This is a genomic window from Streptomyces sp. NPDC001381, from assembly GCF_042895685.1.
Taxonomy (GTDB): Bacteria; Actinomycetota; Actinomycetes; order Streptomycetales; family Streptomycetaceae; genus Streptomyces.
On record NZ_JBIAWO010000015.1, the window covers coordinates 110,287 to 130,091 of the forward strand.

General features: G+C 72.5%; 19 protein-coding genes. 4 read left to right on the plus strand and 15 right to left on the minus strand.

What is annotated here, in order from left to right; all coding sequences use genetic code 11:
* On the minus strand, positions 1-1,374 hold the full coding sequence (locus ACFY2L_RS36730) for an NAD(P)/FAD-dependent oxidoreductase (protein ID WP_390657857.1): 1,374 nt from the start codon (positions 1,372-1,374) through the stop codon (positions 1-3).
* A gap of 231 nt (positions 1,375-1,605) precedes the next feature.
* On the opposite strand from ACFY2L_RS36730, the gene ACFY2L_RS36735 reads away from it, so the two are divergent.
* The gene (locus ACFY2L_RS36735) at positions 1,606-2,094 is read left to right on the plus strand and encodes a MarR family winged helix-turn-helix transcriptional regulator (protein WP_390657858.1); all 489 of its coding nucleotides are present in this window, start codon (positions 1,606-1,608) and stop codon (positions 2,092-2,094) included.
* Between the two features lie 7 nt (positions 2,095-2,101).
* On the opposite strand, the gene ACFY2L_RS36740 is transcribed toward ACFY2L_RS36735, so the two are convergent.
* The 6 genes from ACFY2L_RS36740 to ACFY2L_RS36765 all read right to left on the minus strand — a co-directional run bounded on the left by ACFY2L_RS36740 (position 2,102) and on the right by ACFY2L_RS36765 (position 7,899).
* On the minus strand, positions 2,102-3,814 hold the full coding sequence (locus ACFY2L_RS36740; protein WP_390657859.1) for a PP2C family protein-serine/threonine phosphatase: 1,713 nt from the start codon (positions 3,812-3,814) through the stop codon (positions 2,102-2,104).
* Positions 3,811-4,848, minus strand: coding sequence for a SpoIIE family protein phosphatase (locus tag ACFY2L_RS36745; RefSeq protein WP_390824502.1), 1,038 nt, complete (start codon positions 4,846-4,848; stop codon positions 3,811-3,813). The genes ACFY2L_RS36740 and ACFY2L_RS36745 overlap by 4 nt, the downstream gene beginning before the upstream one ends.
* Positions 4,848-5,291 carry an anti-sigma regulatory factor gene (locus ACFY2L_RS36750; RefSeq protein ID WP_390824503.1) on the minus strand — a complete coding sequence of 148 codons (444 nt, stop codon included), beginning with the start codon at positions 5,289-5,291 and terminating at the stop codon, positions 4,848-4,850. Before ACFY2L_RS36750 ends, ACFY2L_RS36745 begins: the two co-directional genes overlap by 1 nt.
* On the minus strand, positions 5,288-5,704 hold the full coding sequence (locus ACFY2L_RS36755) for an STAS domain-containing protein (protein ID WP_390824504.1): 417 nt from the start codon (positions 5,702-5,704) through the stop codon (positions 5,288-5,290). Before ACFY2L_RS36755 ends, ACFY2L_RS36750 begins: the two co-directional genes overlap by 4 nt.
* Entirely contained in the window at positions 5,701-6,600 is a 900-nt protein-coding gene (locus ACFY2L_RS36760; protein ID WP_390824505.1) for an STAS domain-containing protein, read from the minus strand. Before ACFY2L_RS36760 ends, ACFY2L_RS36755 begins: the two co-directional genes overlap by 4 nt.
* Positions 6,601-6,708: 108 nt before the next feature.
* Positions 6,709-7,899, minus strand: a complete 1,191-nt coding sequence (locus ACFY2L_RS36765; RefSeq protein WP_390824514.1) for a PP2C family protein-serine/threonine phosphatase — start codon at positions 7,897-7,899, stop codon at positions 6,709-6,711.
* Between the two features lie 183 nt (positions 7,900-8,082).
* Between ACFY2L_RS36765 and ACFY2L_RS36770 the strand changes: the two genes are divergently transcribed.
* On the plus strand, positions 8,083-8,514 hold the full coding sequence (locus tag ACFY2L_RS36770) for a MarR family winged helix-turn-helix transcriptional regulator (RefSeq protein WP_390657864.1): 432 nt from the start codon (positions 8,083-8,085) through the stop codon (positions 8,512-8,514).
* A 200-nt stretch (positions 8,515-8,714) separates the two neighbouring features.
* On the opposite strand, the gene ACFY2L_RS36775 is transcribed toward ACFY2L_RS36770, so the two are convergent.
* Positions 8,715-9,104, minus strand: coding sequence for an STAS domain-containing protein (locus ACFY2L_RS36775; protein ID WP_390657865.1), 390 nt, complete (start codon positions 9,102-9,104; stop codon positions 8,715-8,717).
* Positions 9,105-9,372: 268 nt separating this feature from the next.
* Between ACFY2L_RS36775 and ACFY2L_RS36780 the strand changes: the two genes are divergently transcribed.
* A complete protein-coding gene (locus ACFY2L_RS36780) occupies positions 9,373-9,744 on the plus strand; it encodes a PRC-barrel domain containing protein (RefSeq protein ID WP_390657866.1) in 372 nt (123 codons plus the stop codon).
* 22 nt (positions 9,745-9,766) lie between these two features.
* A complete protein-coding gene (locus ACFY2L_RS36785; RefSeq protein ID WP_390824506.1) occupies positions 9,767-10,243 on the plus strand; it encodes an ATP-binding protein in 477 nt (158 codons plus the stop codon).
* Here ACFY2L_RS36785 and ACFY2L_RS36790 read toward each other — a convergent pair.
* The 7 genes from ACFY2L_RS36790 to ACFY2L_RS36820 form a co-directional block, all read right to left on the minus strand.
* Positions 10,188-10,622 (minus strand): ATP-binding protein, encoded by a 435-nt coding sequence (locus tag ACFY2L_RS36790; RefSeq protein WP_390657868.1) that lies wholly within the window; start codon positions 10,620-10,622, stop codon positions 10,188-10,190. The two genes, ACFY2L_RS36785 and ACFY2L_RS36790, sit on opposite strands and share 56 nt — an antisense overlap.
* 165 nt (positions 10,623-10,787) lie before the next feature.
* Complete coding sequence (locus tag ACFY2L_RS36795) at positions 10,788-12,683, minus strand: AMP-dependent synthetase/ligase (protein WP_390824507.1); 1,896 nt, start codon at positions 12,681-12,683, stop codon at positions 10,788-10,790.
* A gap of 225 nt (positions 12,684-12,908) precedes the next feature.
* Positions 12,909-14,003 carry a glutamate--cysteine ligase gene (locus ACFY2L_RS36800; protein ID WP_390657870.1) on the minus strand — a complete coding sequence of 365 codons (1,095 nt, stop codon included), beginning with the start codon at positions 14,001-14,003 and terminating at the stop codon, positions 12,909-12,911.
* Positions 14,004-14,064: 61 nt separating this feature from the next.
* On the minus strand, positions 14,065-16,269 hold the full coding sequence (gene glgB, locus ACFY2L_RS36805) for a 1,4-alpha-glucan branching enzyme (RefSeq protein WP_390824508.1): 2,205 nt from the start codon (positions 16,267-16,269) through the stop codon (positions 14,065-14,067).
* A gap of 3 nt (positions 16,270-16,272) precedes the next feature.
* Entirely contained in the window at positions 16,273-17,634 is a 1,362-nt protein-coding gene (locus tag ACFY2L_RS36810) for a maltokinase (RefSeq protein WP_390657872.1), read from the minus strand.
* Positions 17,635-17,662: 28 nt separating this feature from the next.
* A complete protein-coding gene (gene treS, locus ACFY2L_RS36815; RefSeq protein WP_390824509.1) occupies positions 17,663-19,381 on the minus strand; it encodes a maltose alpha-D-glucosyltransferase in 1,719 nt (572 codons plus the stop codon).
* 32 nt (positions 19,382-19,413) lie between these two features.
* A partial coding sequence (locus ACFY2L_RS36820) for a DUF3459 domain-containing protein (protein WP_390824510.1) occupies positions 19,414-19,805 on the minus strand: 392 nt, incomplete at its 5' end.

Below are 19,805 nucleotides of genomic sequence, written 5' to 3' on the forward strand. Positions count from 1 at the left end.
TCACCCCGAACCGGAACCCGGGCCCTCGACGTGCGCCCGCACCTGCTCGGGCGTCAGATAACTGTCCGTGTACTCGAAGTCCTTCAGCTTGGCGGCCCGGCGCGCCTGGAACCCGGTGCGGACGAAATCGTCGCCCGCGACGGCGTTCAGCGTCCAGTTCGTCAGCACCCGTGCCTTGGCCACGCCCGTGCGCAGCGCCGACCAGTGGTAGCCGCGGGCCACGAGCTGCGCCGGCAGCCCCCGCAGCTCGATGCCGAGCGGCTTGGACACCGCGTCGGTGCCGCCGAGGTCGACGACCAGACCGAGGTCCTTGTGCACGTACGGGCGCATCGGCTGCCCGCGCAGCGTCGCGATGACGTTGTCCGCGACGACCTTGCCCTGCCGCATGGCGTGCTGCGCGGTCGGCGGGCAGACCGCTCCGTCGCCCTTGGCCTCGTCCGGTACGGCGGCCGCGTCGCCCAGCGCGAACACGCCGTCCTGGCCGGGCAGATCCATGGCCGCACCGACCGCGAGCCGCCCGCGCACGGTCTCCGCGCCGAGCGTGGCGATCAGCGGGCTCGCCACCACCCCGGCCGTCCAGATCAGGGTGCGGGTGGGCACCACCCGGCCGTCGGTGAAGGTGACCTCCTCCGGTCCCGCCTTGGCGATGGACACCCCCAGGGAGATGTCGATGCCCCGCTTGCGCAGCACCTCCTGCGCGCTGCGGCCCAGCTTGTCGCCGAGCTCCGGCATCAGCTTGGGCGCGATGTCGATCAGATGCCACTTGATCAGGTTCGGGTCCAGCCGGGGGTACCGCTTGACCGCGTTGTGCGTGAGCAGCTGCAGACAGGCGGCGGTCTCGGTGCCCGCGTAGCCGCCGCCCACCACCACGAACTGCAGCCGGGAGGCCCGCTCGGCGGGGTCCTGGCTGGCGTCGGCGAGGTCGAGCTGGGAGATGACGTGGTCACGGATGTACGCGGCCTCGGCGAGCGTCTTCATGCCGAAGGCGTGCTCGGTCAGCCCCGGGATGTCGAAGGTGCGGGTCACGCTGCCGGGAGCCAGCACGATGTAGTCGTAGGGCTCGTTGACGATCTCGTCGGTGATGGTGCGGATGACGCAGACCTTCGCCCTCAGGTCCACGCCGATGGCGCCGCCCGGGATGATCCGGGTGCGGTACTTCTTGCTGCGGCGCAGTGACAGGGCGATCGACTGGGGCGTCAGAACCCCGGAGGCGACCTGCGGCAGCAGCGGCAGATAGAGCTGGTAGGCGAACGGTGTCACCAGGGTGATCTCGGCTTCCGACGAGGAGAGCTTGCGTTCCAGACGTCGAACGCATCCCACTCCGGCGAAGCCCGCGCCCACCACCAGGATCCTGGGTCGTGTCACGGTGTCCATCCCTTTCTGCGGCTCCAGGCGGTCTGCCCGACGTCATGCGCGTGCCCTCCCGCGAGCGTCTCGCACCTCATCGATCCCACCGCGTCCCGACCGGTTGCGCCAGCCGGGCGAGGCATGCAGACGAACGTTTCTCCTGAAGCTCCCGACGTACCCCGCACAAGGCCTGTGTACGCCCCGGGCCTTCGGGTAGGCCGACGTACATGACAAGTGCGGTGGCCGGAGGGTACTGACGTGGGGTGCGCGGAGGGCTCCGACGACCGGGGGCCCCGGGAGGCGGCGGCACGGCATGTCGCGGACGCGGTGGAGTCCCTGGTGGCCTGCTGGTTCTCGGCGGCCGAGGAGGCCGTTCCCCGGCTGCCGGCCCGGCAGCTGCTCGCGCTCAGGACGGTCCGGGGCAGACCGGAGCTCAATCTGACCGCGCTGGCCGAGCACCTCGGCATCGGCGTGCCCACGGCGAGCCGGCTCTGCGACCGGCTGGAGGCCGCGGGACTGCTGGAGCGGACCGTCCAGCCGCGCAACCGGCGCGAGGTACAGCTCGTGGTGACCGCCTACGGACGACGGGTCCTCGCGGACGTCACCGAGCGGCGCGTGCGCCGGCTCGCGGCCGTGTTCGCCGGCATGTCCCAGGCCCAGCGCACGGCCCTGGAACAGGGGCTGTACGCCTTCCACCGCTCGCACACGGCCCAGGGCCGCCGGCGGCCGGAGCCCGGGGACGGCTGACCTTCCGTCACCGGCCCCCGGCCGCGGCGGCGCTGTCGAGATGGCACAGCAGCAGACAGACGTCGTCGTCACGCTCCGAGTCGCTCAGCATCGGATCCAGGATGCGCTCCGCGGACCCGTCCAGGTCCCGGTCCAGCTCCGCCGTGCGGAACGAGCCGAGCGCCGCCGCGAGCCGTTCGATGCCCGGGTCTATCCCCTGGGCGCGGCGCTCGACCAGCCCGTCCGTGTAGAGCGCCAGCGTCGATCCGGGCACGAGGGGGACCGTGTGGTCGGCGATCTCCTGGCGCAGCGGGATGCCCAGCATCGCGCCGGGCTTGGCGTCGAGCGTGCGCACCCGTCCGTCCGGACCGCGCAGCACCGGCGGCGGGTGCCCCGCGGCGGCCCACGTCAGTAACGGCTCGCCGGGCTGGAAGCGGGCGATGACGGCCGTCGCGTACAGATCGGGCTGCAGATGGTGCAGGAAGATGTGCAGCCGGGTCAGCAGCTGCCCGGGGCTGCCGCCGTCGACGGCGTAGGCACGCAGCGCGGTGCGCAACTGGCTCATCATCACCGCCGCGTGCAGCCCGTGCCCGGTGACGTCCCCGATGACGACGATCAGACTTCCGTCGGGCTGGCGGAACGCGTCGTACCAGTCGCCGCCGACGTTGAGCCCGTAGGTGGCGGGCAGATAGCGGGCGGCCAGACGCAGTCCGGGTGTGCTGGGCAGGTCCGTCAGCAGGGCCCGCTGGAGCGTCTCGGCGATGTCCCGGTTGTGCTCGAAGCGGCGCGCGTTGTCCAGCGCGGTGCTCGCCCGCCGGGTGAGTTCCACCAGCATCACCGCGTCGTCCGGATCCCAGCGCTCACCGGGCGGGGTGAGCGTGAGCACCCCCAGCGGCGCGCGCCGGGTGGCCAGCGGCACACACAGCAGCGGGCGGGTGGGATCCAGGGCCGACGGCGGATGGTCGTCGATTCCCGGCAGCCCGCCGGGCGTGGCGGAGGCGTACTGGGGCCGTCCGGTACGGGCGGCGACCACGGCCGCCGCCGGGTGCGCGGTGGGCCGCTGCCGTTCGTCCTCGGCGTCGAAGAGCCAGACGTCGACCGTACGGGCGTACTCGGGGACCAGCAGCTCGGGCAGCCGGCGCACGATCTGCTCCTGGTTGAGGGACGCCGTCAGCGCGGCACTGGCGTCCGCCAGGAACGTCAGCCGGCGGCGTGCGCTCTCCGCCTCCCGGCGGGCCGCGCGCTCCGCCGAGAACGCCTCGCGCTGGGCCCGCCCGGCGGCGTCGAGTTCCGCGTGCAGCGCCAGCACGCCCTGGTTGGTCTGGTGCAGCTCCTCGCGGTGGAAGCCGACCAGCTCCTCCTGCTGGGCGAGCTTGTCCAGCACCAGGGAGGTGTCCTCGTCGGCGCCCAGCAGCGCCTCCGCGAGCAGCGTCGCGTCGTCCGCCACGTCGGCGCACGGGACGGCGTCCGACGGCTGCGGGCAGGGCGCCGACGTACGCCACGCGGGCTCCCCGGCGCCGGAGGCGGGCAGCACCTCCAGGCCGAGCTGCCCGTCGGCCGCCCGCAGGGTGAGCCGCCAGTCGCCGCCCTTGGTCAGACAGTGGCGCAGCCGCCCGCTGAGCGCGGCGGCGAGCCGGGTGCGCTCCAGGGGCGGCACGCCGTACGCGGCCGCCAGCCGGGCGGTGGCGATCCGCGCGCGGGCCGCGTCGGTGACGGTGGTGATCTGCCAGCTGCGCGTCATGGAAGGTCCGGCGGGTCGGGGGACAGTACGGCCACGGCGGTGTCGTCACGCACCGGGCGGGCGGAGCTGCCGGCGTCGCGCACGGTGACGGCCGCGGTGACGGCGGGGTCGGCGGTCAGCGTTCCGGGGCCGGACGGCGGCACCCAGCGGCTCGGCAGGCCGTCGCTGTGCAGGATCAGCAGCCGGTCGGCCGCCCAGGGCACCTCGGTCTGCGGCACGGTCGCGGGCCGGTGCACGCCGACGATGCCCGGCCGGGACAGCAACGCCCGCCAGCCGCCTCCCTCGTACAGCCTCGCCCCTATGTTGCCGATGCCCGCGAACCGCAGCAGCCCGGCCCGCATGTCGAGCTGTGCCACCGCGACGGCCGCGCCCCGGGTGCCGCGCAGCGCCGCGTCGAGGCGGCGCATCTGGTCGGCGGGGGAGAGGCGGGCGCAGCGCCGCAGCTCCCCGGCCGCGGCCGCCGAGGCGCGGGCGGCCTCGGGCCCGTGGCCCAGCCCGTCGGCCAGCATCAGGGTGAACCGGTCGTCCGCGCGGACGCAGGTCCACAGGTCGCCGGAGTACTCGGCGCCCGCGAACGGCATGGTGATCCCGCCGGCCCGCACGCCGACGGCGTCCCGCTTCGGCGGGGCTCCGATCCGGGCGAGCGCGACCGTGCCGCGGCCGGGGGAGCCGTGCAGGCCGAAGTCGTCGGCGAGCCGGCGGCAGGTGCCGAGCCCGGCGCCGAGCGAGCCCGTCGTCGAGAACCCGTCCACGAGGGCGGCCCGGACGTCCGCGATGCCCGGGCCGTGGTCGATCGCGGCTATCTGCACGACCTCGGCCCCGGTGTGCCCGGTGGGCGGCGCCACCGCCTCCACGAGGAGCTGACCGCCCCCGGCGTGCTTGAGCAGGTTGGTGGCCAGTTCCGTCGCCACCAGGGCGGCGGCCGCGGTGCGCGGCCCGTCCAGACCGGCCAGCGCCGCCGCGCCCTCGGCGGCCACCCGGGCGTCGCGCACCCGGGTGGAGTCGTGCACCGGCACGTCCCAGACGCGCGCCATCAGGACCCCTCGCGCTGCCGTGGTGTCCGGGCCGTCCACGAGATCACGGTGACGGTGGTGCCGACACCGGGCGCGCTGTCGATGGCGAACTCGTGGACCAGGCGCCGGGCCCCGCCGAGCCCCATGCCCAGCCCGTCCCCGGAGGTGTAGCCGTCGCTGAGCGCCTGCTCCAGGTCCGGGATGCCCGGCCCGCGGTCGGAGAACGTCAGCCGCAGCCCCTCCCGGGGGCCGTCGGAGACCCGCGCCGCCTCCATCTCGCCGCCCCCGCCGTACACCAGGGTGTTGCGGGCCAGTTCGCTGGCCGCGGTGACCAGTTTGGTCTGGTCCACCAGGCCGAAACCGAGCAGCGCGGCGGCCTGGCGCACATGCTGGCGGACCCAGACCAGGTCCAGGTCGGAGCGGATCGGCAGCCGGGCCTCGACGCCCGCGGTGGTCCCGCTCACCGCGGGTCCCGGTGCGGGCCGCCGGACCTGGCCGCGTCCGGCCGGCCGAGCAGCTCCAGGGCCGCCTCGGTGCTGAGCGCGGTCCGCAGACCCGGCAGGGTCAGACCGAGTTCCACCAGGGTGAGGGCGACCGCGGGCCGCATGCCGGCCACCACGGTCTGCGCGGCCAGCAGCTTCGCGTGCGCCGCGATCTCGGCGAGGATCCGGCCGAGGAAGGAATCGACGATCTCGACCCCCGTGATGTCGATGACCACGCCGGCCACCCGGTGGCGGACGATCGCCTCGGCCACGTCCTGCTGGAGCCGCGCGGCCATGCCGTCGTGCAGATCGCCCTGGAGGGTGATCAGCAGGACGTCGCCCAGTCTGAGCACGGGCACGGAGGCCGTGCCGGGGCGCGGGAAGTAGTCGTTCACCTCGGACCCGCACCGCCGGGCGTCGACCGCACGATGTCCGCGCCCAGCCGGTGCAGCGCGTACGCGAGGGCGTCGGCGAGGCTCGCCCGGGTGAGCACCGTGCCCAGGTCGAGACCGAGGTGCACGATGGTCTGCGCGATGGCGGGCCGGATGCCCGAGACCACGCACTCCGCGCCCATCAGCCGGACGGCCGCGACGGTCTTCATCAGGTGCTGGGCGACCAGGGAGTCCACGGTCGGCACGCCGGTGATGTCCAGGATCGCGAACCGTGCCTGCTGGTCCACCACGGAGTTCAGCAGCGTCTCCATCACGACCTGGCTGCGGGCGCTGTCCAGGGTCCCGATCAGCGGCACCGCGACGATCCCGTCCCAGAGCCGGATGACGGGCGTGGCCACCTCCAGCAGCTGCAGCCGCTGCCGGTCGATGAGCGCCTCGCCCTCGTTGAGGGTCGTCCCCAGCACCACCAGCCGCAGGGTGCCCATCAGCACGGTCAGCGACGACGTGCACTCCCGCACGTACCCGGCCGGGGCGTCCGGGAGTTCCGCGACCAGCAGGTTCACGGCGGGGACGCGCAGGGCGTCCACCTCGGTCGACACCTGGGAGGGGGTGAGCCCGGTGCGGGAGCGGGCGGCGGCCATCCGGGACAACTGCTCGCGCACCAGGGTGAATCCGGCGCCCTCCGGGTCCTCCACGCGTCCCGCCTCGGCCACCTGGGCCAGGGCGTCGACCACGACCCGCCCGGCCTCCACCGCCTCGTCGCGGGACACGGTGAACACCGTGCGGAACAGGGGCTCGTCGGCCCATCGCTGGGCGATCTGTTCCTGCCGTCGGCGCAGGAACGCCGCGACCTCTTCCTCGGGTGTGGTGCGCTGTGCGGCCGTGTCGTGCTCCGGCAACCTGCTTCACTCCTCAATGCGTCGTGCCGCTGCGATCCCGCCGGGACGCGGCGGGGCAGCCTGGTGACCCTTGCCGGGCGACAACCTAATCACGGCCCGGTCCCGGTGTCAGGGGGAGCCGGACGAGGACGCCGGGTGCCTCCCGAACCAGTCGAGACACACCACCAGCGCGTCGTCGTCCGGCTCGGGTCTGCCTCTGTGGCGCGCGAGTTCACGCAGCACCGCGGCCGGCACCTCCGCCGCCGGCAGCAGCGCCGCGGAGGTCACGGCCCGGGCCATCGCGCGCTCGCCGTAGATCTCGCCGCCGGGGCCGGGCACCGCGTGCACCCCGTCGCTGACGAACAGCAGCCGGTCGCCGGGCAGCAGGGTGAACTCCTGGGCGACGTAGTCGGTTTCCTCGAACATGCCGAGCGGCAGCTGCGCCTCGAGGTCCACGGCGGTGAGCACCCGGTCGCGCAGCAGCAGCATCCGGGGCGAACCGGCGTCGACGACCTGCATCCGCCCCGTGGACAGCTCGATGTCCACCAGCAGGACCGACAGGTGCGCCTCGCCCCGGTAGTGGGCGTGGATCGCCTGGTCCGCCAGGGCCGCCTGGTCCGCGATCGGGATGCCGGCGCGGCGGGCGTTGCGCAGCGCGTTGATGCCGAGGCTGGTCAGCAGGGACGCCTCGATGCCCTCGCCCATCCCGTTGGTGACGTACACCATGAGATGGTCCGCGGAGGCCGACCAGTCGAAGTTGTCGCCGTGGATCGCGTACGCGGGCTCCAGCTGCGCGCCGAGCGCGTACGCGTCCCCGGCGCAGGAACGCGCCGGCAGGAGCTGCCACTGCATCTCCGCCGCGAGCGTGAGCCGGTCCGTGCGGCGGGCCTGGAGATAGCGGTCGGTGTCGCGTTCCGCGACCACCAGCTCGTGCCCCAGGAGCCGTGCCACCTCGGCGAGTTCGGCGAGCGGCCGGGCATCCGCGGCCCGGGAGGGCAGCGTGACGGACAGCACGCCCAGCCGGTCGCCGCGCACGGTGACGGGCAGATGGGCGCGCACCCGGCCGCCGTCGAGCTGCTCGACGTACGGTTCCTGGGCCCCGTAGGCGCGCCCGGGGGCGCCGGTGTGCACGGGGAGGGGCTCGGCGGTGCCGTGCGGCACGGCGGGTACGGGCAGCAGGACGGCCGCGGCGTAGTCGGCGAGGTACAACTCGGCCGTCTCGGCCGCGTAGTGGGTGCACAGCACCTCACGCAGGGCCTCGGGCACCTCGTGCGCAGCCGCGGAACGCAGAGCGCGCCCGGCGGTCACGAGCCGGTTCACGTTGTCGGTCACGCCTTTCTCCGGGAGGGGTCGGGTCTGGACGCAGGGGCCGCGGCGTGATGCCGCGCGGGCCGCCGCTCGGGCGCGGTACGGCGGGGGCGGGCTGACAGCGTCCGCGAAGCCTGCGAGAGTGGGTTTGTGACGTCCCCCTCCTCGCGCCCGCAGCCCCATGAGGTCGCGCGTGTGACCTCCGAGGCGGCGGAGCTGCTGGAGGTGCTGTGGGGCCGTGCCTCCACGGCTCCGGTCTCCGCCTCGCAGTTGCGCGTGCTGTTCATCCTGGAGCACAACGAAGGCATCAACCTGCGCACGCTCGCCGACCACTTGGGCTCGACCCCGCCGTCCACCAGCAGACTGTGCGACCGGCTGCAGGCCGTGGGCTTCGTCGAGCGCAGGGCGGCCGCCAGCAGCCGCCGGGAACTCCAGTTGTTCCTGAGCAGACGCGGCCGTGCCTTCCTGACCGGCCTGCGCGAGCGCCGCGAGAGCGCCCTGCAGGCGGTCCTGGAGCAGATGCCGGCCGCGCAGCGCGGAGCCCTGCTGCGGGGGCTGGAGGCCTTCTGCGTGGCCGCCGCCGCGCAGATCCACGAGACCGGTCCCGTCGACGCGGCCACGGCCTGAGGACCTCCGGCACCCGGAGCCGGCCGCCGCCGCGCGCTGCGGGTGGTCGTCATCGCCCACCGGCACATCCGTGATCCCTCCCGCGTGACTGCCCCGCACACTTTGTTGCCTCACGCTCATAGTTGTCAAATGGCAACTGTTGCCCGGAGGTGGCCGCACACCTGCGCGTTTTTCGAGGTGTACGGCACGGTCCGGCGGGATCAGGCCTCCGGGGCCGTCCCGTACTCACCCCGGTCGACGAGGGCCAGGGCCTCGTCCACCTTGTCCGACACCGGCACGGTGAGGCTGACCCCGGTCAGATCGAGCACCCGCCGCACGGCGGGCGTCGGATCGATGACATGGACGCTGCCCGGCAGACCGCGGGCCTCCTGGTACACGCGCAATATGATGTTCATCCCGGAGGAGTCCATGAAGGGGACGGCCGAGAGGTCGAGCAGAAAGTGCCGCCGGCCGTGGTGGAGCTGGTTCGCCAGCTGGGCCTGGAACTCGGTCGCGGTGTCGAGGTCCAGATGGCCTTCGACCGTGACCAGCGCGGTGTCCTCGCGGAGCACGTCGACCTCGACGGACAGGGGGTTCTGGGCGGTGGACACGGGTACCTCCGAAAGCTGACGGTCAGGGCCGGTTGCCCCGGCGGACGGCTGCGCAGCGGGGCCTGGGGGGCAACGGGTGAGGGGGATTCCTCCGGTGGGCTGCGGCCTTTTCATCGCGCCCAGCGAATACCCAGGAACCGGCTCCTCATTCCCCGGGCCGCGACCACGGGCCGGGCGGGGACCGGCGGGCCCACACCTCACCGGACGGCACGGTATGCGGACGCGACCGCCGGGTAGCCGGAGCCATGGAGCGTGAGAAGGGAGCAGCGTGACCATCGACGGAATCTGGTCCTACACCGTGCCGAGCGGGCATGTGGAGGGGGAGGACCTGACGGACTGCACGGTCGTCGCGGCCGACGGCACCATCGGACACGTCGAGCGTGAGGCCGACCCCCACGGCCTGCGGCACCTCGTGGTCGACACCGGCGTCTGGCTGTTCGGCAGGAGCGTGGTGGTCCCCGTGGGCCTGGTGACGGGGATCGACCGCACGGCCCGTACGGTGTCCCTGGCCTGCACCGGTGACCAGGTCAAGGAGGCACCCCGGTTCCGCACGGACAGCGAGACCACGGACCCCGGATACCTGGCCGACGTCGGCGCCTACTACCACCGGCTCGACCCGGCCGGCACGGAGACACCGTGACCGGCCCGGAAAGCTGTCCCACGTGAGGGGCGACGAGTTCGCCCCGGCGCGGCCGGCGGCCGTCAGGGTGGCGACCGCCGCGTCGGCGCGGGCCCACGCGCGCGCGGTGGTCGACGCCCACTGGGGCGACCGCGGCCGCCCGGTGCGCGAGCAGGACGTCATCGACCTTCTGCTGGTGGTCTCCGAACTGGTCACCAACGCGATCCGGCACGGCGGCGGCCTGGCCGGGTTCGAGGTGACACCCGTCCCCGAGGGCCTCCGGCTCGCCGTCCACGACCACAGCGACGTGGTGCCCGCCGTCGCCTACGGGTCCGGTGAACTGCCCGCGGGCCACCACGGCAACGGGTACGGCTGGCCCCTGATCATCCGGCTCTCCCGCGAGATCACCGTGGAGAGGCGCCCGGGCCGCGGGAAGACGATCCGCGTGCTGGTGCCGCTCAGCCTCACCACGGCAGAAAGACGTGAACCTCTTTCCCCGCCGCGTCGGGCACCACGCTGACCTGGGTGCACAGCGTCTGGATCAGATACCAGCCGATACCGCCGCCCCCGCTGTCCGGCCGGAACGGCCGCGGGGACGGCACGACCTCGCTGGTGTCGTGCAGCGTGACGTGCACGCCGTCGAAGGTGGGGCGCAGGCCCAGCTCGAACGGACCGGGCGCGTACTGGACGGCGTTGGACGCCAGTTCCGTGACGATCAGCACGATGTCGTGCCAGGACTCCGGCGCCGAGGGCGGCGCGGCCCGGGTGAGCTCGTCGAGGAACTTCTCCGCGGCCAGCCGAGCCCCCGTCACGTCGTGCGGTTCGCCCGCGAAACGTACGGTACGGCCCGGCACCAGCCAGGATGCCGGTGAGTCCTCGCCGCGCGGCTCGATTGCCATGTCGTGGGTGCGGCCCCTGAGGGCGGGGGCCGTCGTCCTTTCTCGTACGGATCTCTCGCGTCGCCACTCACAGGGTTCCCGGCGCTGACCGGCCTACGCGTCCCGCACACCCCCGTCCCCGCGATCACTCCCCGGCGCGCACCGGCCACATCTCGCGCCCGCGGCTCACCGGAACACGTCGTCCGCGTCGTCCCAGCTCAGCACCTCGTCCGGGGTGCTCTGCCGGGGCAGCCGCGCCCTCGCCTGGTACATCGCCTCGATCTCCGCCGCGTAGTGCGACACGATCGAGTCGCGGCGCAGCTTCATCGACGGCGTCAGCAGGCCGTTCGTCTGGTCGAAGGGCCGGGGCAGGATGCGGAAGGCCCGGATGGACTCCGAGCGGGACACCGAACTGTTGGCCGCTGCCACCGCCCGGGCGATCTCCTCACGCAGCGCGTTCTCCTCGCGGGCCTCGCGGCTGTCGCCGTAGAGCGTCAGACTCGCGCGCCAGTGCGCCAGGAAGTCGGGGTCCAGGGTGATCAGCGCGCCCACACAGGGCCGGTTGTCGCCCACGACCACCGCCTGGTGGACGAGCGGATGCATCCGCAGCCGCTGCTCCAGCGCGGCCGGCGCCACGCTCTTGCCGCTGCTGGTGATGATGACGTCCTTCTTGCGGCCCGTGATCGTGAGGTAGCCGTCGTTGTCCAGGAAACCCAGGTCGCCCGTGGCCAGCCAGCCGCCCCGCAGCGCGGCCCGGGTCGCGGCGTCGTCGTTGACGTAGCCCTGGAACACCGACGGGCCGCGCACCAGGATCTCCCCGTCGTCGGCCACCCGGATGTCCGTGCCCGGCAGGACCTGTCCGACCGTCCCGGACTTCTCCCGGCCCAGCGGCTGCATGGTGACCCCGCCGGAGGTCTCCGTCAGGCCGTACCCGTCGTGGACGTACACCCCGATGCCCTCGTAGAACAGGGACAGGTCGCGGTGGAGCGGCGAGCCGCCCGAGGTGGCGCGGTGCACCCGGCCGCCCAGCGCCGCGCGGAGCCTGCGGTACACCGTGCGCTCGAACAGCGCGTGCTGGAGCCGCAGGTCGAAGCCGGGACCCGAGCCCCGGCCCAGCCGCTGCCGCTCGACGGCCGCCGCGAAGTCCCGCGCGGTCTCCGCGGCCCGTTCGAACAGCGCCCCGCGGCCCGCTTCCTGGGCAGCCCGCAGGAAGTTCTTGTAGATCTTCTCGAACACCGACGGGACCGCGTACAGATAGGTCGGCCGGAAGGACTGCAGCGCCTCGGAGAGCGCCGTCGCGCTCAGGTCGGGCTCGTGCCCCATCAGGATGCCCCCGCGGATGCACAGCCCCTGGATCATCAGGCCGTACACGTGCGAGAAGGGCAGGAACGCGAGGACCGAGGCCTGCTCTCCCGCCGGCGCCGCCGTGTGCCCCCAGCCGGCCAGCAGGGTGTCGCAGGGGCTGGCCAGGCTCCGGTGGCTCAGCGCGCAGCCCAGGGGACGGCCCGAGGTGCCGGAGGTGTACGCGATCACCGCGGTGGAGTCGGGCAGCACGATGCGGCGCAGGGAGTCCACGGTGGTCAGCGGGATCAGCTCGCCGCGCCGGGCGAGTTCCTCCAGCGCTCCGGCGTCCAGCTGCCAGACGTGCCGCAGCATGGGCAGGGTCGCGCACACCGATCCCACCGTCATCACGCTCTGCTCGTCCTCGACGACCACGCCGACGCAGGCCGAGTCCCGCAGGATCCACTCGACCTGGTCGCGCGAGGAGGTCGGGTAGACGGGCACCACCTCGGCGCCCACCGCCCACAGCGCGTGACTGAGGACGGTCCACTCGTACCGGGTACGCGCCATGATCGCGACGCGGTGGCCGGGCGATATCCCGGAGGCCACGAACCCCTTGGCCAGGTCCACCACCTCGTCGCGCAGCTCGACGGCCGTGACCTCCTCCCACACGCCCGAGCCGGGGGCGCGGCGGGCCAGCACGGGCAGGGCGGGGGTGCGGGCCGCTGTCTCGAAAACGCTGTCGGCGAGCCCCGCGGTCAGGGGCGAAACGGCTGGGGGAGCGACAGCGAAGTCGCGCATACGCTGCTCCTGAGATGTACGAAGGGTGACTCCGTCGACGAGAACTGTTATCGACGCTGGCGAATGTAGCCCAGGTGGGACCGCTTGTGGCCGGAACAGATTAAGTAATGGGCGTTGATGATCTCGGCAGGTCCCGGGAAGCGGGACGGAAATGAGCCACGGCCGGCCCGAGGCGCCCGCCGGCCCCGCCGGCCGGCCGATCCGGGCGCCGTCCTCGCCGAAGCCTCAGGCCTGGGTGTGCCGGACGCAGGTGGTGACCACCTCGCGCAGGCTGCCGGTGCGCTCGTACACCTCCCGCTGCACCTGCGACCCGTTGCCGTGCCGCAGCAGCGCGGCGCAGGACTCGCGGGCCCGCTCCAGGTCCCCGCTGTCCGCCAGCGCGTCCTCGACATGCTCCAGCAGCGCCCGTACGACCTTCTCGGCGGGCGCGCTCCGCATCGTCACGGGGTCGACCAGGTCGCCGGTCAGCCCGGAGCGGGCGGCCCGCCAGTCGGCCAGCCGCAGCAGGCTGACGCTGTGGTCCACCGGCTTCCCACCGGCCTCCCAGGCGCGGGCCGCCGTCTCGACGAGACCGCGCACCAGCGTGGCGACGAGGACGGCGGTGTCCGCGTGCAGACACACGTCCGCCACCCGCACCTCCACCGTGGGCCAGCGCACCGACAGCCGGGCGTCGAAGTAGACCATCTTCTCGTCGAGGACCGTTCCCGTGGTCAGCATGTCCGCCACCCGCCGGTGATAGCGCTCCGCCGACCCGAACAACTCCGTCGGACCGGCCGAGGGCCAGCGCAGCCACACCCGGTTGCGGTAACTGCTGTACCCGGTCTCCCGGCCCTGCCAGAACGGCGAGTTGGCGCTCAGCGCGGTCAGCACCGGGAGCCACGGCCGGATCCGGTCGATGATCGCCACGCCCTCCTCGTCGGAGCCGATGGAGACATGCACGTGACAGCCGCACACGATCTGTTCCCGGGTCGCGATGCGGTACTGCTCCGCCATCCACCGGTAGCGGCTGCCGATGCTGACGGACGGCCGCACCGCCAGCGGGGACGTGGCGAGCGCGGCGACGGCGCACCCCGCCTCCCTGGCGTGGCCCGCCGCCTCCCCGCGGATCCGGACGATCTCCTCGCCGAGCTCACCCATCCCCGACTGGGGATGGGTCGCGAACTCGACCATCTGGTTGTGCAGTTCCTTCTGGAAGACCGGCTCCTCCTCCGCCTGCTCGCACCGAGCCGCCCGGGCGAGCACGGCGGCGGACAGCGCCCGGGGCTCCCCGGTCTCCGGATCGACCAGGAGGAGTTCCTCCTCCACTCCGACGGTGCGCACGCGACGAGGCCTTTCTCTGCGCCCGGATGGTAAGCAACCGACTGCCCCCTCAGGCGCCTCCTCACACGGCCGACGGCCTCAGCCACACCGTGGCGAGCGGCGGCAGGGTGAGCGCCAGCTCCCCGTTCGCCGCCTTCACCGGGTCGGCGTGGGTGACGTCGCTGCCGCCGTACCGGCCGGCGTCGGTGTTCAGGACCTCCTCCCAGACCGGGGCGTCGCCGGGAACGGAGAGGAGGTAGTCGTGGCGTACGACGGGCGAGAAGTTGCTCACCGCGAGCAGCGGGGAGCCGTCGGCCCCGTACCGCAGGAACGCGAAGACGTTGTCGTCCGCGGCGTCCCCGAGCACCCACCGGAATCCGGCCGGATCGGTGTCGCGCTCCCACAGGGCCGGAGTCGCCCGGTAGAGCAGGTTGAGGTCACGCACCAGGTCCTGCACTCCCCGGTGATCACCCGCCGACGCGTACCCGGCGTCCAGGAGCCACCACTCGGGACCGTGCGCCTCGGACCACTCGGCTCCCTGCGCGAACTCCTGACCCATGAACAACAGCTGTTTGCCGGGATGGGCCCACATGAACCCCAGGTACGCCCGGTGGTTGGCGCGGCGCTGCCACCAGTCGCCGGGCATCTTGGAGACCAGGGCCTGCTTGCCGTGCACGACCTCGTCGTGGGAGATGGGCAGGACGTAGTTCTCGCTGTAGGCGTACACCATCGAGAAGGTCATCTCGTTGTGGTGGTACTTGCGGTGCACCGGTTCCTTCGCGATGTACTGCAACGAGTCGTGCATCCAGCCCATGTTCCACTTCAGGCCGAAGCCCAGACCCCCGCTGTCGGTCGGCCGGGTCACCCCGTCCCAGGCCGTCGACTCCTCCGCGATGGTGACGACCCCGGGGTTGCGCCGGTACACGGTGGCGTTCATCTCCTGCAGGAACGCCTTCGCGGCCAGATCCTCGTTCCCGCCGAGGACGTTCGGCTCCCACTGCCCGGAGTCCCGCGAGTAGTCGAGGTAGAGCATCGAGGCGACCGCGTCCACCCGCAGCCCGTCGATGTGGAACTCCTCGCACCAGTAGGTGGCGTTGGCGACGAGGAAGTTGCGCACCTCGGTGCGCCCGTAGTCGAACTCGTAGGTCCCCCAGTCCGGGTGCTCGGCCCGGCGGGCGTCCCCGGGCTCGTACAGCGGATCCCCGTCGAACCGGGCGAGCGCCCAGTCGTCCTTCGGGAAGTGGGCCGGAACCCAGTCCACGATCACCCCGATGCCGGCCCGGTGCAGGGCGTCCACCAGGTACTTGAAGTCGTCGGGCGTCCCCAGCCGCGAGGTGGGCGCGTAGAAGCCGGTGACCTGGTAACCCCAGGAGCCGGCGAAGGGGTGCTGGGCGACCGGCATGAACTCGACGTGGGTGAAGCCGAGGTCCTTCACATACGCCGGAAGTTCCCTGGCCAGCTGCCGGTACGTCAGACCGGGCCGCCAGGAGGGGAGATGGACCTCGTACACCGAGAACGGCGCCTCGTGCACGGGACGGTCGCCCCGCTGCGTCATCCACTTCTTGTCCCGCCACCTGTGGCGCGAGGTGTGCACGATCGACGCCGTGTCCGGCGGGACCTCCGCGTACCGGGCCATCGGGTCGGCCTTGAGGAAGCGGTCCCCGTGGCGGGAGGTGATCTCGAACTTGTAGCGGGTGCCCTCGCCGATGCCGGGCAGGAACAGCTCCCACACACCGGCCGCGCCGAGCGACCGCATCGGGAAGGCGGTGCCGTCCCAGCAGCAGAAGTCCCCCGCGACCCGCACACCCCGGGCGTTCGGCGCCCACACAGTGAAACGGGTGCCGGTCACCCCCTGGTGGGTCATCGGCTCCGCGCCCAGCGCCTTCCACAGCTCCTCGTGCCGGCCCTCCCGGACGAGGTGCAGATCGAGGTCACCGAGCGCGGGCAGGAACCGGTACGGGTCCTCCACCTCGTGCGTGTCACCGCCGTACGTCACCCGCAGCGTGTACGCGGGGACCGCGTCGAGCGGCAGTACGGCGGCGAAGAGGCCGTCCCCCTCCGAGGCGAGCGGCACGGCCTCGCCGCCGGCCACCACGCTCACGGAGTCGGCGAAGGGGCGCAGGGCCCGGAAGAGGACGCCCCCCTGCACCGGGTGCGCGCCCAGCAGGGCGTGCGGGTCGTGGTGGGCGCCCGACAGCAGGCGCGCGCGGTCGGTGGGGTCGAGCGCGTGCGCCGCGGGCGGCCGGGGACCGGCCGCCTCGGGGAGAGCGGTGTCGCGCAGGGCCATGGGTCAGCCTCCTCGGACGGCGAGTCGTTCGATCGCCGCCATGGGTACGGGTAGCCAGTCGGGCCGGTTGCGGGCCTCGTACAGCACTTCGTAAACGGCGCGATCCGTCTCATAGGCACGCAGAAGCGCGTGTTTCCTCCGCGGATCCCAGCCCGCCCGGGCCGCGTAGCCCGCGCAGTAGGCCTCCCGGCAGCGGCGCGCCCACTCCGGACGCCAGGGGCGGCGCTGCCGGGCGGCGTAGTCGAAGGAGCGCAGCATGCCGGCGATGTCCCGGACGGGGGAGTGGGCGAGCCGCCGTTCGGCCAGGGGACGGGACGGCTCGCCCTCGAAGTCGATGACGAACCAGTGGCGTCCGGCCCGCAGCACCTGCCCCAGGTGCAGGTCGCCGTGGATGCGCTGGGCGGGCGGGCCCTGATCGCAGACGGCGAGCGCCGCGAACGCGGTGGTGAGACCGGGCACGAACGGCCGCAGCGCCGGCACATGGTGCGCGGCCGCCTCCAGCCGTTCCGTCATCGCCGCCGCCGTACGCCCGTCCTCGGCGTCCGGACCGGCCGGGAGGGCCGCCGCCAGCGCCAGGTGGACGTCGGCCGTGGCCCGGCCCAGCTCCTCGGCCTCGGCGGTGAAGTCCTCGCCCCGCGCCAGCGCCTGCAGCGCCAGCGTCCAGCCGTCCGAGGCGTCGGGCAGGAAGGGCTGCAGCACGCCGAGGGTGGCTTCCTGGGGGTGCGTGGTGCGGAACCAGGCCACCGGCGCGGGCACCCGCCCGCACCCCTGTCCGGCCAGCGCCACCGGCACCTCGAGGTCGGGGTTCACCCCCGGCTGGATGCGCCGGAAGATCTTCAGGATGAACGCGTCCCCGTACACCAGCGAGGTGTTGGACTGCTCGGCCTCCAGCAGCCGCGGCGCGAGCCCGGCGGGCAGCGACACCGACGGGTCCGACTCGAAGCTCAGCGGACCGAGCGTGCCCGGGTGCCGCATCCGTTCCAGGAGCAGTTGCGCCGACCGCGGGTCCTGCAACGCGTCGTGGACCGTCAGCCCGGCCAGCGGGCCCTCCTCGACCCGGCCGATCAGGGCCCGGTTCAGCCGCGGGGACAGATGCTCCTGGAGGCCCAGGAGCAGCTGGTAGCAGTCACCGGCGGGGGGAGTGCCGCCGGGGGTGGGCACCCCCGACTGGCCGGCGTGCACCAGCAGATGGAGACAGCCCGGGTACAGCTCCGTCATCGACAGCATGCGCAGATCGGTGAGGGGCCGGTCCTTGCCGGCGAACCAGCGCTGCCGGGGCAGCCACTCGCGCAGCAGCGCGACGAGCGGCCCACCGGAGCGGAAGGCGCTCGGGGCGCTCGGTCGGAGAGAGGCGGTCTTCGTCACGGTGACCCATCCTTTCCTCGGCGCACGCTCACAGGCGTCGGCCGACCCGGGTCACGGCTCGGGTGAGCCGGAACCAGTAGAAGCCGTGCCCGGCCAGGGTGAGCAGATAGGGCAGCTCACCGACGGCCGGGAAGCGCACCCCGCCGAACAGCTCGACCGGATGGCGCCCGTCGAAGAGGCGCAGGTCGAGCTCGGTGGGCTGGGCGAATCGCGAGAAGTTGTGCACGCACAGCACCAGGTCGTCCTCGTACTCGCGCAGGAACGCGAGGACGGCCGGGTTGGAGGACGGCAGTTCGGTGAACGAGCCGAGGCCGAAAGCGGGGTTCTGCTTGCGGATCTCGATCATCCGGCGGGTCCAGTGCAGCAGCGACGAGGGCGACGACATCGACGCCTCGACGTTGGTGACCTGGTAGCCGTAGACGGGGTCCATGATGGTCGGCAGGAAGAGCCGCCCGGGGTCACAGGAGGAAAAACCCGCGTTGCGATCAGGTGTCCACTGCATCGGGGTGCGGACGGCGTCGCGGTCGCCGAGCCAGATGTTGTCGCCCATGCAGATCTCGTCGCCGTAGTAGAGGATCGGCGAGCCGGGCAGGGACAGCAGCAGGGCGGTGAACAGCTCGATCTGGTTGCGGTCGTTGTCGAGGAGGGGTGCGAGGCGGCGGCGGATGCCGATGTTGGCGCGCATCCGCGGGTCCTTCGCGTATTCCGCGTACATGTAGTCGCGTTCCTCGTCGGTGACCATTTCGAGGGTCAGCTCGTCGTGGTTGCGCAGGAAGATGCCCCACTGGCAGGTGGCGGGAATGGCGGGGGTCTTGGCGAGGATCTCCGAGACGGGGTGGCGGGATTCGCGGCGGACGGCCATGAAGATGCGGGGCATGACGGGGAAGTGGAAGGCCATGTGGCATTCGTCGCCGCCGGAGGCGTAGTCGCCGAAGTAGTCGACGACGTCCTCGGGCCACTGGTTGGCCTCCGCCAGGATCACCGTGTCCGGATACATCGCGTCGATCTCGCGGCGCACCCGCTTGAGGAACGCGTGGGTGGCGGGCAGGTTCTCGCAGTTGGTGCCCTCGGCGGCGTACAGGTACGGCACCGCGTCCAGCCGGAACCCGTCGATGCCGAGGTCCAGCCAGAAGCGGAGAGCGGCCAGGATCTCCTCCTGCACGGCCGGGTTCTCGTAGTTGAGGTCGGGCTGGTGGGAGAAGAAGCGGTGGAAGAAGTACTGCTTGCGCACCGGGTCGAAGGTCCAGTTGGAGACCTCGGTGTCGACGAAGATGATGCGGGCGTCGGCGTACTGCTTGTCGTCGTCGGCCCACATGTAGTAGTCGCCGTACGGCCCGTCGGGGTCCTTTCTCGACTCCTGGAACCACGGGTGCTGGTCGCTGGTGTGGTTCATGACGAAGTCGATGATCACGCGCATGCCACGTTGATGGGCGTGGTCCACGAACTCCACGAAGTCGGCGAGGTCGCCGAACTCCGGGAGGACGGAGGTGTAGTCGGAGACGTCGTATCCGCCGTCGCGGAGTGGGGACTTGAAGAAGGGGGGGAGCCAGAGGCAGTCGACGCCCAGCCACTGCAGGTAGTCGAGCTTGGCGGTGAGGCCCTTGAGGTCGCCGACACCGTCGCCGTCGCTGTCCTGGAAGGAGCGGACGAGGACCTCGTAGAAGACGGCCCGTTTGAACCACTCGGGGTCGCGGTCCTTGGCGGGGGTGTCCTCGAAGGTGTCCGGAACAGGTGAGTTGACGGTCATGGCGGTCTGGAGCCTCCGATCTGCGGTGCGGGTCACCGGACGTGGAACACGTGGGCCGGCGTCGGGCCGGGCTCCAGGCGCACGTAGTTGTCCCTGGCCCAGGTGTAGGTCTCACCCGTCAGTTCGTCGTGCACGGACAGGAACGCGTGGTGGTCCAGGCCGAGTTGCGGCATGTCCAACGAGACCGTGGCCTCCTGGGTGTGGTGCGGGTCGAGGTTGACCACGACGATCACCGTGTCCGCACCCGTGCGCTTGCTGTAGACGATGACGGAGTCGTTGTCCGCCCGATGGAAGCGCAGGTTCCGGAGGTGGTGGAGCGCGGGATGGCGCCGGCGGACCTCGTTGAGCCGGGTGATCAGCGGGGCGAGGGTGCGGCCCGCGCGCTCGGCCGCCTCCCAGTCACGGGGTTTGAGCTGGTACTTCT